The organism is Serratia sp. CY43202, assembly GCF_052168755.1.
In the GTDB taxonomy this organism is placed as follows: domain Bacteria; phylum Pseudomonadota; class Gammaproteobacteria; order Enterobacterales; family Enterobacteriaceae; genus Serratia; species Serratia bockelmannii.
In genome coordinates this window covers 235,247-260,184 of the sequence record NZ_JBJNMB010000010.1, presented here as the reverse complement: position 1 = coordinate 260,184, position 24,938 = coordinate 235,247, and the positions used below count along the sequence as shown (strand labels likewise).

Here is a 24,938-nt window from a genome sequence, read left to right as displayed (position 1 = left end):
CGGCGGAGCAGCTGTTCGCCGAGTTCGGCTTCACCGTGGACAACGTGGTGGCCAAGGCGCAGGCGCTGCTGAAGTAAGCGGCCGGGCGCAAGCCGATAAAAAAGCCGGTCATCGTGACCTAATGCCGATCGTTTAAGAACACTTGAACGATCCACTCAGTAAGAGACAATCCGGATTCAGCCCTCTGATTCCGGATTTTTTATGTCTGAACACGATATGGATTTCGTTGTTGATGTTTGCCCTTCTGAGCTTGATGCCTTTTCTCGTTCGCTCGATCCTGCCTGGATACATCAGGCCCTTACCGCATGCAACAAGGCCAGTATCCGCCGACGTCGCCTTCCCGCTGAGCAGGCTGTCTGACTCATTCTGATGATGGGCGTGCTGCGCGATTTGTCCATTAAAGATGTTTGCCACCATCTCGACATTGTTCTTACCCGATGACGGCTACCAGGCCCAGCCCCCAGTGTCCTTACGGCGGCGCGTCAGCGCCTAGGGGAAGCTTCCCTCCGGTATCTTTTTCATGCCTGTAATGAAGCATGGTTGCCTGCAGCACTGGGTAAGGAGGCGTTTCATGGATTACATATGTTGAGCGTCGACGGAACGCTGTTTCGTGCTCCAGACTCCCCGGAGAACGCCGCGGCTACGATCGCTACGACCGCGGTGAGCATGTCGACGATGGACGAATAGCGGCTGAGATTGAGGAAGGTGAGGTGATCCACCTGACCTACGCCGACCAGGATTCTATTCCCATGTCACCGAATGCAGCAGCCGGCTATCACCGTTTTTTGCTGAAGCACTAACCTATGGCCACCGGTATGCCGGTGGCTTTTTTTCCCGTGGGGGAGGGGGATCCCGCCCCGGTCCGCGACAGGGTAGCAAAAGCGCCGTACCAGGCACAGGGGCGTGGCCGCTAACGCCCCGTGCGGTCAGTTTTCGCGCGTTTCGGTAGAATGGGCGTTTTACCGAAGAGTCTGGAGTGTTGCGGTAAACTTTACTTCTTTGCGCTATAAAACGATAATGATAATCACTTGTATTACAGTTGGAGCAAGGTAACAATGACTTGGGGATATTACCTAAAAAAAATGGTTTGGGGTGTAATCCCCATATTGCTCGTTTATTTAGATTGGCAAATCAACCAAGAAAACCAAAAATTAACATGCATGTTAATTTTCTCCATCACAAGTGGATTATTGTATCCATTTTCTAATAAAATAATGACGAAAATTGGTTTATTATTTGCCAGGAAGGAATTTTGGGAAAAAGATTTTTTTACAAGTGCCACAGGTGGAAGTTTACAGGCCATACTCTTTATATTTTGTTTCGTGTTCGCAATTCCAATGGTTCTGGGATTTTCAGCATATAAATTAGCAAAACACCTAGCCCGAATTGGCTAGGTGTTTGTTTATTCAGATTTTAAGTGCACTATTTATCTTCTCCACAAATTTTTCATCAACGAAGACACTGACCAGTGTCATCATGATGGCAAAACCGAAGATACCTAATGGTGTGCCAAGAATAATACTATATGCAAATGCAGTAATGGCAGTGGCGGCACGTCCAGCGGCTAAGGATTCCAATTTAACAAAAAATGGCCGCCAGTTATCTGTTTCTACAGCCTTTTTTAATTCCATGGCTGTATCATATACATCGATTGTATTTCCAATATATTTAAATGCTTTGCTGAACTTGGCGAAATTCCTCGCCATTTCATCACGTTTAAGCGACTCTAGCGCATGAGAGATAGCTTCTCGATCTTTAACACTGAATTTTTTATTCAACACATCCTTGTACTTCTCAAATGCTTTTAATGCTTCATCCGCGTTTTTGATGGTTTTGCCCTTTGCGGCATCAGCCAGTTCTTTGGCTACCTTGGCAGATTGTTCACCAAATTTTTCCGTTGTCTCTTTATAGAAATCAGCGGTGGCTTTTAATGCATCCTTAACCCGATCCTCTTCGGCTTTAGCTTCGGCATCTTTTTTAGCCTTCGCATTAGCCTCTTTTTTAGCCTGAACATCTGCAAGCGTTTTCCGCGCATTGTTAAGCGCATTCTCCGCATTGATCTTATCTCGCTCGGCCTGTTCAAGGCGGCTGGCAGCCTGATTTGCTGAGTCTCTTGCCGCATTCATCGCATTTGTTGCTGTATTTCTTTCATTTTCCAAACTGGAGATCAGGTCACTTGCGCCATTAAATTCTTTCCACCATGCTTCTTTACCATAATCAACTTCTGTGTTCCATTTTACGAATTCATCAAGAAGATCTTGATGCTTTTTTCTCTTTGCTTCAGCTTGTGCCGCTTTGTTTTCGTTATCTCGTGCTACACTCTCCGCTGTTACCCTATCGTTGTTGGCCTGATTAATACGATTTTGCGCATCATTAATCGCTTGTTGTGCGTTACTTTCGTTTTGATGAGCTTCACTCTCAGCATGATTTAAACCGACTTCGGTAGACAAGTCTAAATCTTTAAGTCTATTTACCTCACTTTCCTTTTCACGCTGCTCATTTTCCAAACGTTCAACATTTTGTTTGGCCGTGTCAATTTCTGATTGGATTTTCTTCACTTCTTCCTGTTTTTTACCCATTTCATTTCTATTTAATGATTGTTGTTCCCTAACCCAGGATGTGGGTTTTTCTCTGGAGAAGAACCAATCTTCATTATTCAGTTTTAAATATTCTTGCTGCATTTTTCTTTTATTAGCTTCATTTCTCAGAACAGTGAGACGTTCTTTACTTACCTTTAACTTACTAATAATAGCATTGAGGTTTGCTTTTTCGAATTCAGTCTGTTGATTATTTTCGGCTTTCTTGCTTAATGCATCAATATCCTTTTGCATTTCCTTGATTTGGTTATCAAGGTCATTTTCTTTTTTAGCAGCAAAATCGATGGCTTTATCTGAATCTTCACGAAAACTATTTTTGGCTTCATTACTGAATGGCGTGACATCATCATCTTCAGGATCAAAAGCACTTATCGGTTTATTAATATCGGAAATTTTTTGATCCCAAATATGGGTAATATTACTCAATTCCTTCTGTCTATCAGGCAAACCGTCACCAACCCATCCTTCAACAACCATGTTGCCATCTGAGAGATCAAAACCTCGCTGCCATCCATGCCCATTCCAATAGTACCCCATTGAAGTCATTACATCGCGTTCATATTGAGTTGTATCTTCATATCGAGCCACAGTACAGTTCCCCTTTAAATGATAGTTGAAATCAAAATAGCTGTATATGCATACAGCTATGGCGTACTTTATGGTGTCCCTGTTTGCCAGTCAAGATAATGATTATCACTCTCATTTGTGTGAGGCATCACACACAACAAGCTATTGATGGTTATTTTCGGCTGTCTTTACGAAGGAAACGAGGGCAAGCTAAATGAAGGCAACCCTTCCAATATAAGCACAACGTATTGTTTATACTGTGCTTTAATAGGAAATTCGGTGGAGCGCTGATACTGGCTGCCTGATCAGCGTTTCTATGTTTACAGGCAGAGAGCTTGATTGGTTGACAAACGAGGCAAAATATTAATTGGTTCTCATTTCCCTCTGGATGGTGTCATCTCTAAGCGGCAATTCGGTAAAAAGGGATCCTGTACACCATTACTGTGTAAATGCCTTTGCTTAGAAGTGACCGTCCAGGCGGTCACCGAACTCGATAATAAAGCGGCTTATTGCCATACGCCAGTCCTTCAACGGCATGATCCATTTTTGCGAGGCTGCCTGGATCGCCAGCCACACCACCTTTTTGACAGCGTCATCCGTCGGGAACACTTTGCGCTTTTTCAGCGCGTGCCTGATTATGCTATTTAGCGACTTGATGGCGTTCGCTGTGTAGATAATCTTAATAATATCAGCTGGATATGTGAAAACCGTGGCAAGGTTGGCCCAGTTTGCCTGCCAGCTGCGGCTTATTTGTGGGTAACGGCTGTCCCAGGCGCTGGAGAACGCTTCCAACGCCTGCAAGCCAGCTTCTTCTGTCGCAGCCTGATAGATGGCTTTCAGGTCGCGGGTGACGGCCTTATAGTCCTTCCAGGAGACGAACCGCAAGCTGTTGCGTACCATATGCACGATGCACAGCTGAATGCGTGTCTGCGGATACACCGCGTTGATGGCGTCCGGGAAGCCTTTCAGCCCGTCAACACAGGCACTGAGAATGTCGTTCAGACCACGGTTTTTCAGCTCTGTCAGCTCTGTCAGCTCTGTCAGCTCTGTCAGCTCTGTCAGCACATTCAGCCAGAATTTTTCCCCCACGTTTTCAGCCAACCACATACCCAGAAACTCTTTATGGCCATCAATATTGATACCCAACGCCAGGAACACGGATTTGTTGATGACGCGACTATCTTGCTGCACTTTTAGAACGATATAATCAAGATAAACAATGGGATAGGCAGCATTCAGTGGCCGATTTTGCCATTCGACAACCTGCTCAATGACGGCATCCGTCACCTTTGAGCTCAGAGCCGGCGAGACATCAGCATCATACAGCTCTTTAAACATGGCGGCGATCTCGCGGGTGGTCATCCCTTTGGCATATAAGGATAAAATCTGGTTATCCATCCCCGTGATCCGGGTCTGGTTCTTTTTAACCAGTTGAGGTTCGAAGGCGCTATCACGATCGCGTGGCGTACGTAGCTCCAGCGGACCATCGCCAGTGATAACGGTCTTTTGGGTATAGCCGTTGCGGGCGTTGGTCGCTGGTTTAGGCTGATTTTTATCGTAGCCGAGGTGATGGGTCATTCCGGCATTGAGCGCCGCCTCGACGCTGATTTTCTTCAGCAGGCGATCGAACTGGTTGAGATCCTCAGGGATTTTAAGGTTTCTGGCCAGTTCGTTAGCCAGAGCCTGCAACTGTTTTCGTCCGTAAATCAACCTTCTTTTGATGTTGAGTTGAACATATCAAAATCAGGCAATTACACAAATTATGTACAGGCTCAAGTTTAGGGTGTGTTTTGGCGAATACAAATCTAAACGTTCTGACTGCGGTTTTCTATTGGTTCACGCTAAAGCGCGATGAACCTAATGAGATGGTCACCCCCACCCTGTGAGCGGTACGCTGACAGGGTGTTTTTCTTTCCGGAGGGGATCATCATGCAAAACATTACGCTCATCGGTATCGACCTCGGCAAACATACTTTCCATGTCCACGCGCAGGATAAAGACGGCCATGCCTTGCTGCGCAAGAAGTTTTCTCGTACCCAGCTCACCGCTTTTCTCTCCACCTGCAGCGCGGCCACCGTCGTCATGGAGTCCTGCGCCGGCGCTCACTTTATGGCGCGCCATATCAGCCAGCTCGGCCATCAGGTTAAGCTCATCTCGCCCCAGTTTGTCCGGCCATTCGTCAAGAGCAACAAAAACGACTTCATCGACGCCGAAGCCATCTGCGAAGCCGCCTCACGCCCTTCCATGCGCTTCGTGACGCCAAGAACCGAAGACCAACAGGCAATGGCGGCGCTGCATCGTGTCCGAGATGCGTTCGTCAAAGAACGGGTAAAAACCACCAACCAGATGCACGGCTTTCTGTTGGAGTTTGGTATCAGCATGCCACGCGGTAGAGCCGTTATCCGACGCCTGACCGCCGTGCTCGAAGAGCATCCGTTACCGCCGTATTTAACCCGGCTGCTGCTGCAGGTCCGTCAACATTACGTCTATCTCAGCGAACAGATTGAGGGCGTCGAACAAGAGTTAAAAACGCATATGGCGGATGACGAGGCCACGCAGCGCCTGCTGAGCATTCCCGGCGTCGGCATGATAACCGCCAGCCTGTTGGCCACGAAGTTGGGCGATGGGAAAAATTATGCCGGCAGCCGGGACTTCGCCGCCTCGACGGGGCTGGTGCCGCGGCAATACAGCACTGGCGGGAAAAACACGCTGATGGGCATCAGCAAGCGGGGAGATAAAAATTTGCGTCGCCTGCTGGTCCAATGTGCCCGGGCCTTTATGCAGCGGCTGGAGCATAACCCGGGGCGTCTGGCTGAGTGGGTGAAGATTCAGTTGACGCGGCATCACTCGAACGTGGTGGCCTGTGGACTGGCCAATAAACTGGCCAGGATAGCCTGGGCTATCACGGCGCATCGCACCGTTTTTAGCCAATAAAAAGCGCTGGCAGTTAGAGCTGTCAGCGCTTTGGATACCCAGTTACGACCTGGTTTTGCGACGACTGATTATGATGACATGAACGGCACAGCGACCTGCTGATGAACCTGACATAAAAAATGGCTCTTTGAAGCCGAGACCCTTTTCAGGTTCAACAGGTGCGGACTTCATCGTGGCGCGGGTAACGCAGTGTTCCCCATCAGACGCCGTATAGATTTAAGCAAGCCCATCATAAATCAAAATCGGTGTTGCAAAAACGGGGATGACCATAGATTTTTATGGGCGGAAACCGCGATTACGACGCGGTCTTGATGCTTTCGGCGCTGCGCAACCGGTCGTAAGCCGCCGCCAGCAACAGCACCAGCAGCGTAGGCTGCAGCCAGACCAGACCCTGTTCGGCCAGCGGCAACTTATCGAACCAGGTCGGCAGCAGGCCGCTGAAGCTGGAGGCCTTCAGGCCGTCGGCGAGGCCAAACACCAGGCTGGTGGCGATCACCGGCGCGAACACGCGCTTGGCGCTGCGCCAGCGGTTCTGGCTGAAGCTGAGCAACACCAGCGCGATGCAGGGCGGGTAGATCGCCGTCAGCACCGGCAGCGAGACGCGGATCAGGTTGGCCAGCCCCATGTTGGAGACCAGCATGGCGAAGAGCGCGAGGATAACCACCAGCGTGCGGTAAGAGAGCGGCAGGTAGCGAGAGAAGAAGTCCGCGCAGGCACAGGTCATGCCGACCGCCGTCACCAGGCAGGCGATGAACATCAGTACCGCCATAAAGACGCTGCCCAGATCGCCGAAGGTGTGCTGCACATAGGCGTGCAGGATTGCCGCGCCATCCTGAGCATCGTTCCCGACCAGGCTGCCGCTGCCGGCGCCGAGCTTGAACATGCAGATATAGACCAGAGTCAGGCCGACGCCGGCGATCAGGCTGGCCCAGAGGGTGTAGCGCAGCAGCAGGCCGCTGTCGCTGACGCCGCGCGAGCGGGCGGCGGTGACGATAATCGAGCCGAACATCAACGCCGACAGCGTGTCCATGGTTTGATAACCCTGAACGAAGCCGGTGGAAAACGCCGCGGCCTGATAGCTGCCGACGGCGGAGACCGGCGCACCGGCGGGCCAGACCAGGGCGGCGATGCCGAGCACGGCCAGCGCCAGAATTTTCAGCGGCGCCAGAATATGGCCGACGTTGTCGAGCAAGCGGCCGGGATACAGCGACACGACCATCGCCAGGGTAAAGAACAGCAGGCTGTAGATGAACTGCGGCAGGGCGCCGTCGCCGGTGAAAGGCGCGATGCCGAGGGCGAAAGAAACATTGGCGGTTCGCGGGGTGGCGAACAGCGGACCCAGCGCCAGATAGCAGACGGTCGCCAACAGCAGGCCGGCTGTGCGGCCGATGGGGCCAGTCAGCAGGCTGATGCTGCCGCCGACGCGCGCCAGCGCGATCACGGCAATCACCGGCAGGGCGACGGCGGTCACCATAAAACCGAGGGCGGCCGGCCACAGATGCTCACCGGACTGCAGCCCCACTAGCGGGGGGAAAATGATGTTGCCGGCGCCGACAAACAGGGCGAAGGTCATAAAGCCCAGGGCGATAATGTCTTTCGGGGATAAACTCTTGGTCATAACGGTATGGCACTGCCTGTATTCATGAAATAAACGGCCTGGCTGCGGAATGAAGCACTGCAGGAGGAGGCGCGTGGGGCAGCGTAAGCCCGCAAAAATTTTCGTCCGGCAGGATATAATAATTCGGCGACAAAAACCTGATTAATCCCGCGCTGTTTACCCCGGCGTGAACCGGCCGCACAGAGGGATCCTGGCGGCCGGCCCGGCAGCGCGTTAGCTCGCGCGCGCCACCATGTCTATCGACAGCGGGATTTCGATATGTGGTTTAAAAGAGTCATACGCGAAGGAGACGTGGCCGTCTTCGACCGGTTTACGGGTGAAAAAGATCAGCATATCACGGGTCGAATGCCGGCGTTTGTCCTGCGCTTCCACCGGTGAGAGGCTGTGTTTGCGCTCATGGTCGACAATCAGCAGGGTATCGAGGAAATGCCGATGCTGTATTTCGCCCAAAATCCATTCCGGCCGGGCGCGATCGAATTTGATCCCGCTGGTTTCGCGCATATCGTGAATAAAGGTCTTGGCGCTGTCGTCGGTCATGTTGTCGCAGCCGAGGAAGGTCGTCATGGTGTGGTCGACGCCGTCGCTGTGTACGCCTTCCAGCGCCGGTTCGCCCAACATCTGCGGCGTGGTGACGGTGCGCAGGTTGAACACCGTGCAGACGAATTTGTTGATCTCCTGATTAAGCCGGGGGCGTGGCGTCACGCTCACGCCATCGATCACGTAGGCTTTGAATTTCATCAGTGCCTGAAATGCCGTATTCAACTGCAGATCGTCGTTGATGCCGCGGAAATGGCGCACCTTTCCCGAATCGTAACGGATGAAGTCTTCCTCGACCGAGAGCACGAAAGGCTGGAACTCCAGCCGCTCAATCTGGGCGCGATCGAAGTCGAAGCAGAAGCGGCCGTTTCTGGACTTGCGGAAAGGCAGTGTGGGATCGTCCGCCAGATTGGCGCTGACCTGCTGCAGCCTGGCGAAATCTTCCGGCCGCGCGCCCAGCGCCAGCAGGATCGCTTGCATGGTGGCGCCGGGGATAAAGGCTGAACGGTGTTCCTGGTACGCCTTCTTAACTTCATCAAGCAGGGATAACTGTCGCATTTCTCGGTGGCCTCACGAATGATGTGGCGATTATAAAATCTTGCTGCCGATCTCCACGTCGACATCGGGTTTCAGCAAGACAGTGCCTTGATCCCGGGTGACCGCGGCAAGTACCAGCACTTCAGATTTAAATCCGGCAACCCGCCTGGCGGGGAAATTAACGACGGAGATGACTTTTTTTCCAAGCAGATCATCTTCCTGATAGTTTTCGCATAATTGCGCCGAGCTGTTTTTAATGCCAATTTCTTCGCCGAAATCAATGCGCAGCTTATAGGCGGGTTTTAATGCCTTGTCGTTATATTCCACGGAAATAATTTCGCCAATACGCATATCCAGTTTCATAAAATCAGTGATTTCGGCCATGAGTCAGTCCAGTTAATTAAGTGGCTTCAGGAAGGCTAGCAAAGGGGAATTATTCCGACAATGCCGCCAGGAGGGGAATAGTTATACCGGATGTAGCAATTAATTTACATTATCGTAACGTGGTGGAATTAATTATAAGCTTGGTGAATTATATAAGATTGAAACTTCATTATTTCCCGCAATTATGTTCACCACGCCTGCTTGGTGCCAGCGTCGATACTGTTAAGCCCGTGTTAAATTGGTTAGTATGCTCTGCATTAATTCATCAACGGCATTTTTTAGGTAGTGATATGGAAATAACCCAGCGCGAAAAACGCGATCGGCGAAAGGCATTTATTGCGCCGTTTTTCCTGATATTAATTTGGTCGACCGGTTTTATTGCCGCGCGGGCGGTGGCGGATCATGCCGATCCCAACCTTTTCCTGACCTTTCGCTTTTTGATCGCCGCGGCAGTATTCGCTCTGCTGGCGCTGCATTGCGCCTGGCCCAAGGGGCGACAGTTCGTAATGCACCTGCTGACCGGCATGTTGATGAACGGTGTTTACCTTGCCGCAAGCTGGTGGGCGGTGGCGAACGGCCTGGCGGCCGGAGTGATGTCGCTGATCGGCGGATTGCAGCCGCTGTTTACCGCGCTGATTTTCGCGCTGGTGCTGCGTAAGCCGATCGGGTTACGTTCCTGGGCCGGGCTGGCGGTCGGTTTTATCGGCGTTGCGCTGGTGCTCTCCCCGCGGCTGACCGGCATCGACGTCGGCAATATGGCGCTGCTGCCGATCCTGATGGGGTTTGGCAGCATCGTTGCGCTGACGATAGGCATCATGGTGCAGAAGTCTTCGCTGGCGGCGGCCGATCTGCGGGCGGCAGGCGCCATTCAGCACCTCGGCGCGGCGATCGTGACCGGCGTACTGGCGGCCGTAATGGGCTCAGGCGCCTGGGACAATTCGCCAACGCTGTGGTTCTCGCTGCTGTGGTCGGCCGGCGTGTTGTCGCTGGGCGGCACCGCGCTGTTCATTTGGATGGTGCGCCACGGCGATTTGACTCGCATTACCGCGCTGATGCTGCTGGTGCCGCCGGCGGCGGCGCTGCAGGCTTACGCGCTGTTTGGTGAGGCGTTGTCGCTGGTGCAGCTGGCGGGATTTGTTCTGACGCTGCTGGGGGTTGCCATCGTACAGCGAATTCGCCTGCTGCGGCGCTCTCACCTGGCCGAATAGTCTGCGATAGGAAGTGCTGTAAAGCCCGCGCTGCCGGGCTTTTTATTGGCTGAAAAACGTCCAACCTCACAAAACCGAAAGATAACAAGCAACGCCGTTGCCTCGTCATAAATATTAACTGTATGTTAATTTTTGGTTTATTAAATGTGATCATGGGATGGATGATGATGAAAAAAATCAGCGCGACCGTAGCTGCTATCACCTTACTGGGCTCCGTTTCCGCCTATGCGGCCTTCCCGGCGGGCTACCCCGCCGACTATCAGAAACTGGTCGACGGCGCGAAGAAAGAAGGCAAGGTGGTGATTTATTCAACCACCGACACCAAGGCGGCGGCGCCGCTGATCCAGGGGTTCGAGGCGTTGTATCCGGGCATCAAGGTCGAATACAACGACATGAACAGCACCGAACTGTATAACCGCTTTATCAGCGAGCAGGCGGCCGGCGGCACCAGCGGCGACCTGGTCTGGAGCTCGTCGATGGACACCATTTTGAAACTGGCGGGCGATTACGCGCAGGAGTATGCCTCTCCGGAGCGGACTCAGCTGCCAAAATGGGCGGTATGGCAAGATAAAGTGTATGGCACCACCTATGAGCCGGTGGTGTTTATCTATAACAAACGGCTGATCCCGCAGGGCGATGTGCCGGATTCACACGCGGCGCTGGCTAAACTGATCGCCGGCCAGACGGACAAATTCAAGAAGAAAGTCACCACCTACGACATCGAAAAATCCGGCGTCGGCTTCATGCTGTCGGTGCAGGACTTCAAGGCCGATCCTAACTACTTCAAAACGCTGGCCGACGTGGCCAAGGGCGGGCTGGCGGTGCAATCTTCCACCGGCACCATGATGGAGCGCGTCTCCTCCGGTGAAAACCTGATCGGCTTCAATATCCTCGGTTCATACGCCGAGGCCCGCGCCAAGAGCGATCCGTCGCTCGGCATCGTCTATCCGAAAGACTATACCCTGGTGCTGTCGCGCGTGAGCTTCATCAGCAAAGAGGCCGGCAACCCTAATGCCGCCAAGCTGTGGTTCGACTACGTGCTGTCGGAGAAAGGGCAAAATATTCTCGCCAATCAGGCGGATATCCCCTCGATCCGCAACGACATCGAAGGCAAGAACGACATCGATGGCATGACCAAGCTGTTGGGTAACGCGCTCAAGCCGATCCCGGTCGATGACAGCCTGCTGGAATATCTGCAGCCGGCCAAACGTCTCGACTACATCAAACAATGGCGCGCCGCCGCGGCGAAATAACAGGGACTGCATTCGGACGCGCGCCTGCCGCACGGGCGCGCGCCCTTTGGTCGTCGTTTACAACCATAGGGAGCATTTATGCAAGCATGGCGCAGAAAGTGGCAGAGCCTGCCGCGCGGCCTGGTGGTGTTGATAACCGCGCTGGTTATCTATGTCCCCCTGTCGTTTATCATCATTCAAAGCTTCCTCTCGGCTCCGTTTTTCTCTCCCTCCAAGGTCTTCAGCCTGGAGGCCTTCGAGTTCATCTTTACCGATCCGGATTTCTACAAGGCGCTGAAAAGCGGCTTTATTCTGGCATTCGGCCTGGTGATTATCGCCATCCCGCTCGGCGGCATTTTGGCCTTTCTGATGGTGCGCACCGATCTGCCGGGGCGGCGGATCATCGAACCGCTGATTCTGGTACCGATCTTCGTGTCGCCGATGGTGCTGGGTTTCGGTTACGTGGTGGCGGCGGGGCCGGTCGGCTTCTTCTCGCTGTGGGCGGAAGCGTTGCTGGGTTTCGTGCCGTGGAACATCTATTCGATGGCCAGCATCGTGGTGATAGCCGGGTTGACGCACGTGCCCCACGCGTATCTGTACATCTCCTCGGCGCTGCGCAGCGTGGGCTCCGACGTTGAAGAAGCGGCGCGCACCGCCGGCGCTACGCCGCTGCAGGTGATGACCGCCGTCAGCCTGCCGATGGTGCGGCCGTCTATCTTGTACGCCGGGGTGCTGCTGTTCTTCCTCGGGCTGGAGGTGTTCGGCCTGATGCTGGTGCTGGGCGATCCGGAAGGCAACCTGGTGCTGGCGACCTACCTGTATCAGTTGACCAACAAGCTGGGCACGCCTTCTTACCACCTGATGGCGGCGGTAGCGGTAGTGCTGATCTGCATCACCATTCCATTGGTGATGCTGCAGCGCAGGCTGATGCGTACCGCCAACCGTTTCGTCACCGTCAAGGGCAAAGCCTCGCAGGCGCGCGCGCTGCCGCTGGGCAAATGGCGCTGGGTGGCCGGCGCGGTGGTGATGTTCTGGCTGACCGTGACCATCGGCGTGCCGCTGATCGGCGTAGTGCTGCGCGCCTTTATCTCCAACTGGGGCGTGGGCGTGTCTGTCTGGGACGAACTGTCGATCAACACCTTCCGCACCATCTGGGCGCAACCCAACCTGCTGCGCGCCATCGTCAACTCGATGGCGATCGGGGTGATCGGCGGGGCGCTGGCGGTGGCGTGCTATCTGTTTATCGGCATTGCCATGCACCGCAAGCCGGATGGCGCCACGCGCTTCCTCGACTACAGCGTGCTGGTGCCGCGCGCGGTGCCGGGGCTGTTGGCCGGCCTGGCGTTCCTGTGGGTGTTTCTGTTCCTGCCGATGTGGTTGGACAAATCGCTTAAGGAAGGCTGGCTGTCAGTGCTGCCGATGGCCGAGTGGCTGCGCGAGAACGTGATCGTCTGGTTGCGTTCGCTGCGCAGCACCATCTTCAGCGTCTGGCTGGCCTACACCGTGGTGTGGATGGCTTACGGCCTGCGGCTGATCTCTTCTACGCTGCTGCAGGTGGGACCGGAGCTGGAGGAGGCGGCGCGCAGCGCCGGCGCCAGCCGCGGTCAGATCACCCGCCACGTCACCATTCCGCTGTCGCGCTACGGCCTGATCGGCTCCTGGTTGCTGATGTTCCTGATCTTTGAACGCGAATATTCCACCGGGGTGTATCTGCTGTCTCCGGGCACAGAAACCATCGGCTCGATGCTGGTTTCCCTGTGGGCCGCGGGCGCTATCGATATCGTCGCCGCGCTGTCGTTCATCAATATCCTGCTGGTGGTGTTGGGGCTGGGGATCGCCTTGCGCTTTGGAGTGAAATTACATGATTGAACTTTCGGTAGAGAATCTGCATTTGACCTATGGCGACAACCCGGTGTTGAAAGGGGTGTCGATGGATCTGAAACGGGGCGAAGTGGTCTCGCTGCTGGGCCCGTCGGGCAGCGGCAAAACCACGCTGCTGCGGGCGGTAGCCGGGCTGGAGAAACCGAGCCAGGGGCGGATCGTCATCGGCAACAGCGCGGTGTACAACGGCAGCGCACGCAGTGAAATTCCCGCCGAAGAGCGCAATCTGGGGCTGGTGTTTCAGTCCTACGCCCTGTGGCCGCATAAAACGGTGTTTGAGAACGTCGCTTACCCGCTGAAACTGCGTAAGACTGCCTCGGCGGAAATCGCCCAGCGGGTGCAGGCGGTGCTGGATCAGCTCGGGCTGGGGCATTTGGCCAAACGCCATCCGCACCAACTCTCCGGCGGCCAACAGCAGCGCGTGGCGATCGGGCGCGCGCTGGTCTACAACCCGCCGGTGATCCTGCTGGATGAGCCGCTGTCCAACCTTGACGCCAAGCTGCGCGAAGAGGCGCGAGTATTCCTGCGCGAGTTGATCATCAAGCTGGGTCTGTCGGCGCTGATGGTGACCCACGATCAGAACGAGGCGATGGCCATTTCCGATCGCATCCTGCTGCTCAATAACGGCAAAATCGAACAGCAGGGCACGCCGCAGGAGATGTACGGTTCGCCCACCACGCTGTTCACCGCCGAGTTCATGGGCAGCAACAACCGGTTGCCGGGCAAGGTCGTCGCGCTGGAAGGCGATCGGGCGCGCATCGAAGGTAAGGATTGGGCGCTGTGGGGCAAAGCGGGCGAAGGCGTGCAGGTCGGGCAGGAGGGCACGGCGGTGATCCGCGTCGAGCGCGTGCGGTTGGGCGAAGATCCGCAGGGCAACCAGCTTGAGCTGCCGTTGCTGACCAGCATGTATCTCGGCGATCGCTGGGAATACCTGTTCCGCACCGTGGCCGAAGATTTCGTGGTGCGTGCCTATGGCCACGAGGCGCGCGATCAAACGCTGTGCCGGCTCTCCCTGCCGGCCGAGCATTTGTGGATATTCCCGAAAGCCTAATCAGGACGCCCGCCGATGCGGGCGTTCCTTTTACAAATCCAGCACCAGCCGGCTGCCTTTGGCGCGCGAGCAGCAGATCAACAGGGTCTGCTGCGCCGTGCGTTCTTCCTCGCTGAGATATTGATCGCGGTGATCGGCTTCCCCTTCGATGATGCGGGTTTCGCAGGTGCCGCAAATGCCTTCGCGGCACAGGCACTCGACCTTGGCCGCCTTGCTGTTTTCCAGCGCCTGCAGGATGGTCATGTCTTGCGCGACTTCAAGCTCAATACCCGATCGAGCCAGCACCAGTGTAAAGGCGCCGCCCGCCGTGTCTTCGGCGGCAAAGGCTTCGCTGTGCAAGCGACCGGCATCGATACCCCGTTCGGCGGCGATCCGGTAGACCGCTTCGTTCAGCGCCGCCGGGCCGCAGACGTAGATATGGGCGCCGGGTTCCACATCGGCCAGCGTGCGCGCCAGATCCAACCGGCCGCCAAGGCTGGAGACATGGCAACTGACGTTGTCGGCGAACGGCGCTTGCATCAGCTGTTGCTGGAAGGCGTTGTGCTCTTCACTGTGGAAGCAGTAGTGCAGATGGTAGCGTTGGCCGCTGCGTTGCAGCTCATGCAGATGGGCCATAAACGGCGTGATGCCGATGCCGCCGGCGATCAGCACGTGATGTTGCGCTTCCGGCGCCAGCGCGAACAGGTTATTCGGGGTGCTGATGGTCAGCGTATCGCCGACTGCCAGCCGGTCATGCATGAAGTCGGAACCGCCTTTGGAAGGAGACTCGCGCCGAATGGCGATCTGGTAATGCTCGAGTTCGAACGGTGAGCTGAGCAGCGAATAGGCGTTGCTGTAGCGCTGCTCGCCGTCCTGCATTTGCACGATGATGTGGCTGCCGCCGCTGAAGGCGGGCAGCGGCCGGCCTTGCGGATCCGCAAGGGTAAAGCGCTTGACCCGTGCGGTGACGGTTTCGATGTCGACGATGCGGACATCAAGCATCTGATAGCTGGTCATTCATTGGCTCCAAAGCGCGGGCGTCCCCGCGCATGAAAAAGTTATACCGCCTGGCACAGGTATTTGAGCTCCAGATAGTCTTCGATGCCGTATTCGGAGCCTTCACGCCCCAGCCCCGACTGTTTCACCCCGCCGAACGGCGCCACCTCGTTGGAGATAAGCCCGGTATTGATGCCGACCATGCCGTACTCCAGCCGTTCCGAAACGCGCCAGATGCGCGCCGCATCGCGGGTGTAGAAGTAGGCGGCCAAGCCGTAGATGGTGTCGTTGGCCTGACGGATCGCCTCGGCTTCGTCATCGAACACCACCAGCGGCGCGACCGGGCCGAAGATTTCCTCTTCCAGCAGCAGCGAGCCGGGCTGAACGTCCCCCAGCACCGTCGGCGTGAAGAAATTGCCGCCCAGCGCGTGCGGCGTGGCGCCGGTCAGCATCTGAGCACCTTTGCTCAGCGCGTCATCGAGCAGCTCCAGCACCTTGTCGCACGCCTTGCGGTTGATCAGCGGGCCGATCTGCACGCCGGGTTCGAAACCATTGCCGACCTGCAGCGCCGCCACGCGGGCGACAAACTTCTCGGCGAACTGCGGGTAAACGCCGCGCTGCACGTAGAACCGATTGACGCAGACGCAGGTCTGCCCGGCGTTACGGTATTTGGCGATCAGTGCGCCTTCCACCGCGGCATCGATGTCCGCATCGTCAAACACGATGAACGGCGCGTTGCCGCCCAGCTCCAGCGACACTTTCTTGATGGTGTCCGCGCTCTGGCGCATCAGCAGCCTGCCCACCGACGTGGAGCCGGTAAAGCTGAGTTTGCGCACCTGCGGGTGGTGAGTCAGCTCGGCGCCGATCGCCTGCGAGTTGCCGGTCACCACGTTGAATACCCCGGCGGGAATGCCGGCGCGCTCGGCCAGTTCGGCCATCGCCAGCGCTGAATAAGGGGTTTCGTTGGCGGGTTTGACCACCAGCGTACAGCCGGCCGCCAGCGCCGGCGCGGCCTTGCGGGTGATCATCGCCGCCGGAAAGTTCCAGGGCGTGATCGCCGCGCACACGCCGATGCCCTGTTTCAGCACCATCAGGCGTTTATCGCTGCTCGGCGAAGGAATGATGTCGCCGTTGGCGCGCTTGGCCTGTTCGGCGAACCATTCGATAAAGGAGGCGGCGTAGCGGATCTCACCCAGCGATTCCGCCAGCGGTTTGCCTTGCTCCAGCGTCATCAGGTTGGCCAGATCCTGCTGGTGCTCCAGCATCAGTTCGAACCAGCGGCGCAACAGCTGCGCGCGCTGTTGCGCCGGCAGCGCGCGCCAGCCTTCCAGCGCCTGCTGGGCGGCGTCGATCGCCTGTTCGGTTTCGGCCGTCGCCATGTTGGGCACGCTGCCGATTGGCCGGCCGGTGGCGGGATCGCTCACCGGCAGGGTTTCCTGGTTGTCGGCGTCGCGCCATTGGCCGTTGATATATGCCTGTTGGCGGAATAGCGCCCGATCGGAAATTTTCACAAGAACCTCACAAGTCAGGGGAAAGGGGCCCGCGGGCCCCGTCGCATCAAGGTTGATAAACCTGCGCCAGCAGGTTGTGGAAGTGGGCGATGCCGTGTTCGCTGACGCCGCTGCCGGCGCCGTCGGCCATGATGCGCCCCTGGCCGCGATAGCCGCGCGACTTCAGGCCTTTTTGCACGCTTTCCACCAGCCGCAAATCTTCCGGGCGGAACACGTCGCGGTACCAGTCGATCAGTTTGAGCTGTTCGTCGCTCAAATCGGTGTTGGTGAAGTAGATGTCGTAGTGCTGCAGGGTGGTTTCCGCATCGACCGGGAACTCATAGATCACCGTCATCATGCCTTCCAGCGGCGGCATGTTGAACATGGTGCACGGCCACAGCCAGATGCCGTGGAAGCTGGATTCTTTGCCCTCTTCAAACTTGAACGACTGCTCGGAAGGGCGGGCGTAGCCGAACTGCAGCGTCCAGTTGCCGTGCAGGGTGTGCCAGTAGCGATCGACCTGCACCGAGTCGGCGAAGCCGGGGTGTGCCGGGCCGCAGTGGTAGCACTCGAGGTAGTTGTCGACGATGTTCTTCCAGTTGGCCGGAGTGCGGGTGACGAAGCGTGCCGCCAGCTTGAGATCGTCGACCTGCGGGCAGGCCTCGCGCACTTTGGCGCCGAGGCCCGGCAGCTGGTCTTCCACCGTGCCGGCCTGCGAGTCCAGATTGACGTAAATAAACCCGGCGTACTCTTCGACCCGCACCGGCATCAGGTGCGAGTTTTCCTTATCAAAGTTCTGCACGTTTTCGCAGTTGCGCGCGTGCGCCAGCTCGCCGTCCAGCTTGAACGCCCAGGCGTGATAAGGGCAAGTGATGACGTTCTTCGCCCGGCCGTCGCCCGCCAGCAGTTGGTGGCCGCGGTGCGGGCAGACGTTGTAAAAGGCGCGCAGCACGTTGTCGCGGCCGCGCACCACCAGAATGTTTTCACCGATGATCTCGCGGGTGATGTAGTCGTTCGGTTGGGCAAGCTCGCTGCGGTGCGCCACACAAATCCAGCTGGTGGCGAACACCTGCTCTTTTTCGTGCTCGAACGCCGCCTGGTGGGTATAGAACCGGGCTGGAATGGTGTAAGCCTCGCGGGCGTCGGCGCAGAAATCTTTCGGTAAGGTAAATTCAGGAATCAGAGTGCTCATAAGTTAACCTTCCTCTTTTCTTATTGTCATTTCGCCATAGGGCGCGGTTGATACGACGATGGAGCGGGGAGTTCGGCGGCCGCCGGTGCTTCGGGCAGCGCCGGCGGGCTGCTTTCGATCAGGTGCGCCGGGATGGCCGCGTAGTCCTGCTTTAGCCAGCGGGCAAAGCCGTAGGTTTTCGCCAGCAGCACCAGCAGGAACGGCAGCGCGGTCAGGATCACCGTGGTTTTCATGGTGTCCAGCGAGGCGCCGGTAAACAGGATCGACAGCGGGATCAGGGTGATCACCACGCACCAGAACAGGCGCAGCATCGGACTGGGATCTTGCCCCTCCTGCAGGTTGCGGGTGCTGGTGGCGGCCATGGTGTAGGCCACCGCGTCCATGTGCGAGGCCAGGAAAATGATCATGATGAACAGATAGGCGGCCAGGAACAACTTGCCGAGCGGCAGCGCCGTCAGCAGCATCTGCACGGCGGTTTCGCCACCCTGGGTGCTGAGGATCTCCGGCACGTTGAGCTGCCCGCTGATGAACTGGTGCATGGCGTAGCTTTCCAGCGAGCCGAAGAAGAACCAGCAACCGAGGGTGCTGCCGAGCAACAAGGCCCAGATCACCTCTTTAATCTTGCGGCCGCGCGAGACGCGGGTGACGAACATCGCCACTCCCGGGGTATAGGAGATCCACCACAGCCAGTAGAACACCGTCCAGCTGCGGCTGAAACTGCCGTCGCCCATCGGATCGGTGAACAGGCTCATCTGCAGGAAGTTTTGCGCCGTCAGGCCGATGGCGTTGATGGTGTTGTTGATGGTGAACTCGGTCGGGCCGACCAGCAGCACCAGCCCGGCGAAGGCGAAGGCGCCCCAGCCGACCATTTTGCTCAGGCGCTGCATGCCGCCGTCGATGCCGATGTAAGAGCTGAGACAGAAGATCACCGCGGCCAGCAGGATCACCGTCGCCTGCACCACGAAATTGTCCGGGATGCCGGTCAGTGCCGTCAGCCCACGGGTAAAGGTAGAGGCCGTCAGCACCAGTGAAATGGTGAGGGCGCCGACGGTGGCGACCAGGAAGATCAGATCCACCAACCGCCCGATCGGGCCGTTGGCGCGCACACCGGTGATGGCGGAAATGATCCCCGATAGGCTGAGCCCTTTGTTCTTACGCACGTGGAAGTGGTAGGCCATGATCAGCGAGGCGAGGGCATAGGTCGCCCAGGCGCTCAGGCCCCAGTGGAAGAAGGAGTAGCTGATGCTGTATTCCAGCGCCTTCGGGGTGCGCGGCGCGATGTTCAGCCCCGGCGTCTGGTAATAATACGCCCATTCCATCACCCCCCAGTACAGGGTGGACGAGCCCAGGCCAGCGCAGATGAACATGAACAGCCAGGCTAACGTGGAGTACTGCGGTTTGCCTTCGCCGAGGCGGATGTTGCCGTATTTGCTCAACGCCAGATACAGCACCACCAGCAGGGCGATCAGCACCAGGATTTGAATGGTTGAGCCGAACAGCCGGGTGACGCCGTTGAAAATGGTGTTGGCGATAAGCGCGGATTGAGCTGGAAAGAGCATCAGGCAAATGGCGATCAGCGCAATACTGCACAGGCTGATGGCGATGAGCGTGACATCCTTTTTAGGGGTGCTCTGCATGGGAGTGAACTCCTGTTATCGGTGGTGGGCCGGTGCGCGAAGCGTAGGGTGCGCCCGGGCCTTATTGGTTTGAACCCTTTGTTTTGTTACACCGCGAGGAGCAACCGCCCCGGCAGAACGCCACCGGAAATGTTTACTCTTCATTAACATTTTTGAGTGTGCACAAATTACGGGAGGGCCACAATTGGGGCATCTGTAAAAGGATAAAACACAGTATGTAAACAATTTGTTGTGATCTTGGCCGGGGTATTGGCGTGCTTTCTGCGGTGGTTTTCAACGGATTTGCGGCGGCGATCGAAGCGGAAAAGCGGACATGGCAAAGCAGGGCGCGAAAACGCGCCCTGCGCAGGAAAATCAGCGGTGTTTAGCGTTGCAGCAGGGCGGCGATCGCCTGGCCGACTTGCTGAGTGGAGGCATCGCCGCGCATATCCGGCGTGCGCGGCCCGTCGGCGATGATGCGCTCGATCGCCTGCAGGATGCCGTCGTGTGCCTGGCGGTAACGGGCATCGCCGTCGCCGAGGAAGTCCAGCATCATCGCGCCGCTCCAGATCATGGCGATCGGGTTGGCGATGTTTTTGCCGAAAATGTCCGGCGCCGAGCCGTGCACCGGCTCGAACAGCGACGGGAAGTTGCGCTCCGGGTTCAGGTTGGCCGACGGCGCAATGCCGATAGTGCCGGTGCAGGCCGGGCCGAGATCAGACAAAATATCGCCGAACAGGTTGGAGGCCACCACCACGTCGAAGCGTTCGGGGTTCAGCACGAAGCGCGCGCATAGAATATCTATGTGCTGCTTGTCCCAGGCGATGTCCGGATACCGGCGCGCCATCTCCGCCACGCGCTCATCCCAGTACGGCATGCTGATGGCCATGCCGTTGGACTTGGTGGCTGCGGTCAGGCGCTTGCGCGGGCGCTGTTGCGCCAGCTCAAAGGCGTACTTGAGGATGCGGTCCACGCCCTGACGGGTGAAGACCGATTCCTGGATCACCATCTCGCGTTCAGTGCCTTCGAACATCCGTCCGCCGAGCGAGGAGTATTCCCCTTCGGTATTTTCGCGCACCACGTAGAAATCGATATCGCCCGGCTGTTTGTTCGCGAGCGGGCAGGGCACGCCGGGAAACAGCCGTACTGGGCGCAGGTTGACGTACTGCTCGAAGTCGCGGCGGAATTTCAACAGCGACCCCCACAGCGAAATGTGATCGGGCACCGTATCCGGCCAGCCGACGGCGCCGAAGTAGATGGCATCGAAGCCCTTGAGCTGCTCAAACCAATCGTCCGGCATCATCTGGCCGTGGTGCTGGTAGTAGTCGCAGCTGGCCCACTCGAAAGTGTCGAATTCCAGCGACAGATCCCAGCGCGCCGCCGCCGCTTGCAACACTCGTATGCCTTCCGGCAACACTTCCCGCCCGATACCGTCCCCGGGGATGGCGGCAATTTTATAGGTTTTGCTCATACAGAGGTCTCATTTGTAGGTAGGGGAGATTGACAACACTCTTATCCTATAATTGACTAACTGTTAATCAACCCTGAAAACGGTGAAACATAAAACACGAATCATGAACAATATGCCGATCCTGAGTGACCTGCGGGTGTTCGTGCTGGTGGCGCGCCGCGCCGGGTTTGCCGCCGCCGCCGAAGAGCTGGGCGTGTCGCCGGCCTTTATCAGCAAACGCATTGCGTTGCTGGAAAAAGCGCTGGACGTGTCGTTGCTGCACCGCACCACGCGGCGAGTGGCGATCACCGAAGACGGCGAACGCATCTACGAATGGGCGCAGCGCATTCTCAACGACGTCGATCAGATGATGGACGAGCTGTCCGAGGTGCGTCAGGCGCCGCAGGGCATGCTGCGCGTGGTCAGCAGCTTCGGCTTCGGCCGGCGTTTCGTGGCGCCGGCGCTGTCGGCGCTGGCGCGGCAGTACCCGCAGCTGGAGCTGCGGCTCGACGTGTCCGATAGGCTGGTGGATCTGGTCAGCGAAGGGTTCGATCTGGATATCCGCATCGGCGACGATATCGCCCCCAATTTGATTGCGCGCAAGCTGGCGGACAATCAGCGCATCTTGTGCGCTTCGCCGGCGTACCTGCAGCGCCACGGCGTGCCGAAAAACCCGGCGGAGCTGGCGGGCCGCACCTGTTTGGTGATCAAGGAACGCGATCACCCGTTCGGGCTGTGGCGGCTGCAGGGGCCGGGCGGCGAAGAGACGGTGAAGGTGACGGGGGCGCTGGCGTCGAACCACGGCGAGATCGTGCACCAGTGGTGCCTGGACGGGCAGGGCGTTGCACTGCGTTCCGCCTGGGACGTAAAAGAGAACATCGACAGCGGCAGATTGGTGCACATCCTGCCGGAGTATTATCAGCCGGCCAACATCTGGGCGGTGTACGTTTCCCGGCTGGCAACGTCGGCGAAAGTGCGGGTGACGGTCGAATTTTTGCGCGACTATTTTCGTGAGCACTACGGCGAAACGGGGCCGGCGAGCGAAAATTCGTCGCGGTCTTGAGGCCAAAAATGTGCGCCAGATCATCTTATGCTCGTAAAACTCCCGTCCGTTACCTGAGGAACTGTCGCACCTGTTCCTTTTGCCAAAACTTTGGTTTATGCTCAGCTGAAGCGTTTCAGTTGAAGCACTCTTCAACAGAAATGCCGATGTGACGGCGGTGAAAAACCGCTGAAGCGCGGGAATAATGCAAACTCGGCGATTCACAGCGGGCGGTACGATCCACTACTCTATGCGGGTTAGTGAGACAACCAGTCAGCGCCGGGCGGCGCCGGTGAGTCACCCGGCGTGGACGGCCCTTTTTCAGGAGCAGCATGACCATCCGCATAGCGATAAACGGCTTTGGCCGCATCGGCCGCAGCGTATTGCGCGCACTGTACGAATCGGGACGACGGGCGGAAATCTCCGTGGTGGCGATCAACGAGCTGGCGAACGCCGAAGGCATGGCCCATCTGCTGAAGTACGATTCCAGCCACGGCCGCTTTGCGTGGGATGTGCGGCAAGAGTGCGACACGCTGAGCGTCGGAGACGACGCGATTCGCCTGTTGCATCAGCCGGCGGTGGAGCAGTTGCCCTGGGGCGAACTGGGCGTCGACGTGGTGCTGGACTGCAGCGGCGTGTACGGCAGCCGGGCGGATGGCGAAGCCCATCTGGCGGCGGGGGCGAAGAAAGTGCTGTTCGCCCATCCGGGCGGCAACGATCTGGACGCCACCATCGTGTTTGGCGTCAACCATCAGACGCTGCTGGCGGAACACCGCATCGTGTCCAACGCCTCGTGCACCACCAACTGCATTATTCCGGTGATCAAGCTGCTGGACGACGCCTACAGCATCGAGTCCGGCACCGTGACCACCATTCACTCGGCGATGAACGATCAGCCGGTGATCGACGCGTATCACGCGGATTTGCGGCGCACCCGCGCGGCGAGCCAGTCGATCATTCCGGTCGATACCAAGCTGGCCGCGGGCATCACCCGCATCTTCCCGCAGTTTTGCGATCGCTTCGAGGCTATCTCGGTGCGCGTGCCGACCATCAACGTGACGGCTATCGATCTTAGCGTCAGCGTGAGCGCCGCGGTGAAGGTGGCGGAGGTCAACCAGCTGTTGCAAAAGGCCGCACGGGAATCATTTCGTGGTATAGTTGACTACACGGAATTACCATTGGTCTCGATCGATTTTAACCATGACCCGCACAGCGCTATCGTCGACGGTACGCAGACCCGGGTCAGCGGGCAGCACCTGATAAAAACCTTGGTCTGGTGCGATAATGAATGGGGCTTTGCCAATCGGATGTTGGATACCACACGGGCAATGGCCGCCAGCGGTTTCTAGTACGGCGGCGCCGGCGTGACGGGCGCGCTGCTCAGGCAATTTTATAGAGATTCAATAAAGAGGGTTCACCATGTCTGTAATTAAGATGACCGATCTGGATCTGGCGGGTAAACGCGTACTGATCCGCTCCGATCTGAACGTGCCGGTAAAAGACGGTAAAGTGACTTCCGACGCGCGTATCCGCGCTTCCCTGCCAACTATCGAAGCTGCGCTGAAGCAAGGCGCCCGCGTGATGGTAACCTCCCACCTGGGTCGTCCTACCGAAGGCGAGTACAACGAAGAATTCTCCCTGCTGCCTGTGGTCAACTACCTGAAAGATCACCTGAAATCCCCAGTGCGTCTGGCGAAGGATTATCTGGATGGCGTCGACGTCGCCGAAGGCGAACTGGTGGTGCTGGAAAACGTCCGTTTCAACAAGGGCGAGAAGAAAGACGACGAAACCCTGTCCAAGAAATACGCGGCGCTGTGCGACGTGTACGTGATGGACGCGTTCGGCACCGCGCACCGCGCGCAGGCTTCCACCCACGGCGTGGGCAAGTTCGCGCCTGTCGCCTGTGCCGGCCCGTTGCTGTCCGCCGAGTTGGAAGCGCTGGGCAAGGCCCTGGGCAACCCGGCCCGTCCGATGGTCGCCATCGTGGGCGGTTCTAAAGTGTCCACCAAACTGACCGTGCTGGATTCCCTGTCCAAAATCGCCGATCAGCTGATCGTCGGCGGCGGCATCGCCAACACCTTCGTGGCGGCGCAGGGCAACAACGTGGGCCAGTCCCTGTACGAACCTGACCTGATCCCGAACGCGCAAAAACTGCTGGAAACCTGCGACATCCCGGTTCCGACCGACGTGCGCGTAGCGACCGAGTTCTCCGAAACCGCGACCGCAACCGTGAAGCAGGCCAACGAGATCCAGGACAACGAGCAAATTCTGGATATGGGCGACGTCTCTGCCGAGCGTCTGGCCGTTATCCTGAAGAACGCCAAGACCATTCTGTGGAATGGCCCGGTTGGCGTATTCGAGTTCCCTAACTTCCGTAAGGGCACCGAAATTGTCGCCCGCGCGATCGCCGATAGCGACGCTTTCTCTATCGCTGGCGGCGGCGACACTCTGGCAGCCATCGATCTGTTCGGTATCGCTGACAAAATTTCCTACATCTCCACCGGCGGTGGCGCATTCCTGGAATTCGTTGAAGGGAAACCGCTGCCTGCAGTCGTGATGCTGGAAGAGCGCGCTAAGCAGTAATTCAGACAACGGGAGGCGAAAGCCGCCCGTTTGTTTTATACCGC

The 24,938-nt window shown here is 57.3% G+C and carries 20 protein-coding genes and 1 pseudogene; 11 read left to right on the top strand and 10 right to left on the bottom strand.

Annotated features, from left to right (window positions below; all coding sequences use genetic code 11):
* The 3 genes and pseudogenes from ACJ8J5_RS21080 to ACJ8J5_RS21070 form a co-directional block, all read left to right on the top strand.
* Window positions 1-77, top strand: a pseudogene (locus ACJ8J5_RS21080) (transketolase-like TK C-terminal-containing protein); the annotation flags it as partial.
* Between the two features lie 124 nt (window positions 78-201).
* Window positions 202-360 (top strand): transposase domain-containing protein, encoded by a 159-nt coding sequence (locus ACJ8J5_RS21075; RefSeq protein WP_254599043.1) that lies wholly within the window; start codon window positions 202-204, stop codon window positions 358-360.
* Window positions 361-1,028: 668 nt separating this feature from the next.
* On the top strand, window positions 1,029-1,394 hold the full coding sequence (locus ACJ8J5_RS21070) for a colicin E1 family microcin immunity protein (RefSeq protein WP_197770611.1): 366 nt from the start codon (window positions 1,029-1,031) through the stop codon (window positions 1,392-1,394).
* Window positions 1,395-1,406: 12 nt separating this feature from the next.
* On the opposite strand, the gene ACJ8J5_RS21065 is transcribed toward ACJ8J5_RS21070, so the two are convergent.
* Both ACJ8J5_RS21065 and ACJ8J5_RS21060 read right to left on the bottom strand, forming a co-directional pair.
* Window positions 1,407-3,185 carry a colicin-like pore-forming protein gene (locus tag ACJ8J5_RS21065; RefSeq protein WP_265536123.1) on the bottom strand — a complete coding sequence of 593 codons (1,779 nt, stop codon included), beginning with the start codon at window positions 3,183-3,185 and terminating at the stop codon, window positions 1,407-1,409.
* Window positions 3,186-3,623: 438 nt separating this feature from the next.
* On the bottom strand, window positions 3,624-4,871 hold the full coding sequence (locus tag ACJ8J5_RS21060) for an IS256 family transposase (RefSeq protein WP_414104947.1): 1,248 nt from the start codon (window positions 4,869-4,871) through the stop codon (window positions 3,624-3,626).
* A 222-nt stretch (window positions 4,872-5,093) separates the two neighbouring features.
* On the opposite strand from ACJ8J5_RS21060, the gene ACJ8J5_RS21055 reads away from it, so the two are divergent.
* The gene (locus ACJ8J5_RS21055; protein ID WP_173888412.1) at window positions 5,094-6,098 is read left to right on the top strand and encodes an IS110 family transposase; all 1,005 of its coding nucleotides are present in this window, start codon (window positions 5,094-5,096) and stop codon (window positions 6,096-6,098) included.
* 295 nt (window positions 6,099-6,393) lie between these two features.
* Here the strand turns inward: ACJ8J5_RS21055 and brnQ are convergent, their stop codons facing one another.
* From brnQ to ACJ8J5_RS21040, 3 genes are all read right to left on the bottom strand, one after another.
* Entirely contained in the window at window positions 6,394-7,716 is a 1,323-nt protein-coding gene (gene brnQ / locus ACJ8J5_RS21050; protein WP_049208245.1) for a branched-chain amino acid transport system II carrier protein, read from the bottom strand.
* 213 nt (window positions 7,717-7,929) lie between these two features.
* Entirely contained in the window at window positions 7,930-8,811 is an 882-nt protein-coding gene (locus tag ACJ8J5_RS21045) for a 2OG-Fe dioxygenase family protein (protein WP_025304191.1), read from the bottom strand.
* 30 nt (window positions 8,812-8,841) lie between these two features.
* Window positions 8,842-9,174 (bottom strand): tRNA-binding protein, encoded by a 333-nt coding sequence (locus ACJ8J5_RS21040; RefSeq protein WP_025304190.1) that lies wholly within the window; start codon window positions 9,172-9,174, stop codon window positions 8,842-8,844.
* Window positions 9,175-9,464: 290 nt separating this feature from the next.
* Between ACJ8J5_RS21040 and ACJ8J5_RS21035 the strand changes: the two genes are divergently transcribed.
* The 4 genes from ACJ8J5_RS21035 to ACJ8J5_RS21020 all read left to right on the top strand — a co-directional run bounded on the left by ACJ8J5_RS21035 (window position 9,465) and on the right by ACJ8J5_RS21020 (window position 14,546).
* Window positions 9,465-10,382 carry a DMT family transporter gene (locus ACJ8J5_RS21035; protein WP_060434959.1) on the top strand — a complete coding sequence of 306 codons (918 nt, stop codon included), beginning with the start codon at window positions 9,465-9,467 and terminating at the stop codon, window positions 10,380-10,382.
* Window positions 10,383-10,546: 164 nt separating this feature from the next.
* Window positions 10,547-11,635, top strand: coding sequence for an ABC transporter substrate-binding protein (locus ACJ8J5_RS21030; protein ID WP_173888507.1), 1,089 nt, complete (start codon window positions 10,547-10,549; stop codon window positions 11,633-11,635).
* A gap of 78 nt (window positions 11,636-11,713) precedes the next feature.
* Window positions 11,714-13,483 (top strand): ABC transporter permease, encoded by a 1,770-nt coding sequence (locus ACJ8J5_RS21025; RefSeq protein WP_025304187.1) that lies wholly within the window; start codon window positions 11,714-11,716, stop codon window positions 13,481-13,483.
* Window positions 13,476-14,546, top strand: coding sequence for an ABC transporter ATP-binding protein (locus tag ACJ8J5_RS21020; RefSeq protein ID WP_043142690.1), 1,071 nt, complete (start codon window positions 13,476-13,478; stop codon window positions 14,544-14,546). The genes ACJ8J5_RS21025 and ACJ8J5_RS21020 overlap by 8 nt, the downstream gene beginning before the upstream one ends.
* 30 nt (window positions 14,547-14,576) lie before the next feature.
* On the opposite strand, the gene ACJ8J5_RS21015 is transcribed toward ACJ8J5_RS21020, so the two are convergent.
* The 5 genes from ACJ8J5_RS21015 to ACJ8J5_RS20995 all read right to left on the bottom strand — a co-directional run bounded on the left by ACJ8J5_RS21015 (window position 14,577) and on the right by ACJ8J5_RS20995 (window position 21,290).
* The gene (locus tag ACJ8J5_RS21015) at window positions 14,577-15,542 is read right to left on the bottom strand and encodes a PDR/VanB family oxidoreductase (protein ID WP_147823243.1); all 966 of its coding nucleotides are present in this window, start codon (window positions 15,540-15,542) and stop codon (window positions 14,577-14,579) included.
* 41 nt (window positions 15,543-15,583) lie between these two features.
* Window positions 15,584-17,032: an NAD-dependent succinate-semialdehyde dehydrogenase gene (locus tag ACJ8J5_RS21010; protein WP_334274057.1), complete on the bottom strand. Its 1,449-nt coding sequence runs from the start codon at window positions 17,030-17,032 to the stop codon at window positions 15,584-15,586.
* Window positions 17,033-17,078: 46 nt separating this feature from the next.
* Window positions 17,079-18,203, bottom strand: a complete 1,125-nt coding sequence (locus tag ACJ8J5_RS21005; RefSeq protein WP_025304183.1) for an aromatic ring-hydroxylating oxygenase subunit alpha — start codon at window positions 18,201-18,203, stop codon at window positions 17,079-17,081.
* 26 nt (window positions 18,204-18,229) lie between these two features.
* Entirely contained in the window at window positions 18,230-19,840 is a 1,611-nt protein-coding gene (locus ACJ8J5_RS21000) for a BCCT family transporter (protein ID WP_334274058.1), read from the bottom strand.
* A 364-nt stretch (window positions 19,841-20,204) separates the two neighbouring features.
* Window positions 20,205-21,290, bottom strand: coding sequence for a tartrate dehydrogenase (locus ACJ8J5_RS20995; protein ID WP_025304181.1), 1,086 nt, complete (start codon window positions 21,288-21,290; stop codon window positions 20,205-20,207).
* Between the two features lie 82 nt (window positions 21,291-21,372).
* On the opposite strand from ACJ8J5_RS20995, the gene ACJ8J5_RS20990 reads away from it, so the two are divergent.
* The 3 genes from ACJ8J5_RS20990 (at window position 21,373) to pgk (ending at window position 24,894) form a co-directional block, all read left to right on the top strand.
* A complete protein-coding gene (locus ACJ8J5_RS20990; protein ID WP_269149643.1) occupies window positions 21,373-22,332 on the top strand; it encodes a LysR substrate-binding domain-containing protein in 960 nt (319 codons plus the stop codon).
* 311 nt (window positions 22,333-22,643) lie between these two features.
* Window positions 22,644-23,660 carry an erythrose-4-phosphate dehydrogenase gene (epd, locus tag ACJ8J5_RS20985; protein ID WP_004931582.1) on the top strand — a complete coding sequence of 339 codons (1,017 nt, stop codon included), beginning with the start codon at window positions 22,644-22,646 and terminating at the stop codon, window positions 23,658-23,660.
* 70 nt (window positions 23,661-23,730) lie between these two features.
* Entirely contained in the window at window positions 23,731-24,894 is a 1,164-nt protein-coding gene (pgk, locus tag ACJ8J5_RS20980; RefSeq protein ID WP_025160206.1) for a phosphoglycerate kinase, read from the top strand.
* The last annotated feature ends 44 nt before the right edge of the window (window positions 24,895-24,938 follow it).

Bases quoted from the DNA above. Each gene is read 5' to 3' on its own strand.
- ACJ8J5_RS21045 (WP_025304191.1), bottom strand. From the start codon at position 8,811: ATGCGACAGTTATCCCTGCTTGATGAAGTTAAGAAGGCGTACCAGGAA.
- ACJ8J5_RS21030 (WP_173888507.1), top strand. From the start codon at position 10,547: ATGATGAAAAAAATCAGCGCGACCGTAGCTGCTATCACCTTACTGGGC.
- ACJ8J5_RS21000 (WP_334274058.1), bottom strand. From the start codon at position 19,840: ATGCAGAGCACCCCTAAAAAGGATGTCACGCTCATCGCCATCAGCCTG.
- ACJ8J5_RS21015 (WP_147823243.1), bottom strand. From the start codon at position 15,542: ATGACCAGCTATCAGATGCTTGATGTCCGCATCGTCGACATCGAAACC.
- ACJ8J5_RS21005 (WP_025304183.1), bottom strand. From the start codon at position 18,203: ATGAGCACTCTGATTCCTGAATTTACCTTACCGAAAGATTTCTGCGCC.
- ACJ8J5_RS21025 (WP_025304187.1), top strand. From the start codon at position 11,714: ATGCAAGCATGGCGCAGAAAGTGGCAGAGCCTGCCGCGCGGCCTGGTG.
- ACJ8J5_RS21040 (WP_025304190.1), bottom strand. From the start codon at position 9,174: ATGGCCGAAATCACTGATTTTATGAAACTGGATATGCGTATTGGCGAA.
- brnQ (WP_049208245.1), bottom strand. From the start codon at position 7,716: ATGACCAAGAGTTTATCCCCGAAAGACATTATCGCCCTGGGCTTTATG.
- epd (WP_004931582.1), top strand. From the start codon at position 22,644: ATGACCATCCGCATAGCGATAAACGGCTTTGGCCGCATCGGCCGCAGC.
- pgk (WP_025160206.1), top strand. From the start codon at position 23,731: ATGTCTGTAATTAAGATGACCGATCTGGATCTGGCGGGTAAACGCGTA.
- ACJ8J5_RS21035 (WP_060434959.1), top strand. From the start codon at position 9,465: ATGGAAATAACCCAGCGCGAAAAACGCGATCGGCGAAAGGCATTTATT.
- ACJ8J5_RS21055 (WP_173888412.1), top strand. From the start codon at position 5,094: ATGCAAAACATTACGCTCATCGGTATCGACCTCGGCAAACATACTTTC.
- ACJ8J5_RS21075 (WP_254599043.1), top strand. From the start codon at position 202: ATGTCTGAACACGATATGGATTTCGTTGTTGATGTTTGCCCTTCTGAG.
- ACJ8J5_RS20995 (WP_025304181.1), bottom strand. From the start codon at position 21,290: ATGAGCAAAACCTATAAAATTGCCGCCATCCCCGGGGACGGTATCGGG.
- ACJ8J5_RS21020 (WP_043142690.1), top strand. From the start codon at position 13,476: ATGATTGAACTTTCGGTAGAGAATCTGCATTTGACCTATGGCGACAAC.